This is a genomic window from Acinetobacter sp. AKBS16, from assembly GCF_002899995.1.
GTDB lineage: Bacteria > Pseudomonadota > Gammaproteobacteria > Pseudomonadales > Moraxellaceae > Acinetobacter > Acinetobacter baumannii.
Genome location: NZ_POYH01000089.1, coordinates 115930 through 116679, shown reverse-complemented (window position 1 = coordinate 116679; position 750 = coordinate 115930). Strand labels below are relative to the sequence as shown.

At 46.3% G+C, this 750-nt stretch carries 1 protein-coding gene; it reads right to left on the bottom strand.

Annotated elements, in window-relative coordinates:
- The coding region (locus C1642_RS19735) for an Ig-like domain-containing protein (RefSeq protein WP_228153944.1) at nucleotides 1-750 on the bottom strand (750 nt) is incomplete at both ends.

Here is a 750-nt window from a genome sequence, read left to right as displayed (position 1 = left end):
GCTGCTTCCTGACCCCTTGATTCCTTGATCAGGTCCAACATTGTCCAGATAACCACTCGGTACAGAAGGAGTAGCCGGTGCTAATGTATCTACAGTAACTGTTATTGCTGGGCTCTGTGCACTTTCATTACCTGCTCCATCAGTCAGCGTATAAGTCAGTTGATGTGAACCATCTGCCAGCGGAGTGGTAGGCGTTAGTGTACCGGTTACAGGATCATAGCTTGCAGCTACCTTCTCACCATCAACATACAAGGTCGGAGTCTCACCTGCACCCGGTGCAGAAATCACAACACCTGGTGTCGTATCATCTGTGCTGCTTCCTGACCCCTTGATTCCTTGATCAGGTCCAACATTGTCCAGATAACCACTCGGTACAGAAGGAGTAGCTGGTGGTGTAGTATCTGTTGGTGTTGAAGAATCATCATTACTATCATGATTTGATGCTGCGGCGATAATACCGCCCGCAACTAGTGGAATAGCAGCCCATAACCATGGGTTCACGCCTGCATCATGATAAAGTAAAGGTTCAATTGAAGAAATAGGCTGGTAAATAACATCAGATACCAACTCTTGTGGAGCTTCTGCTGGTAGAGCTGCTGGTAAATCCTCACCTAAAAGTGCTTGTGGTTCCACATCACTGTCAGCATCTGCGTCCGCATCACTATCAGCATCTGCATCATTTTCAGCATCTTTGAATTTTGCCCAAATCAACTGTCCATTTTCATCTTGGAAAACCAGACTGTTATCTTT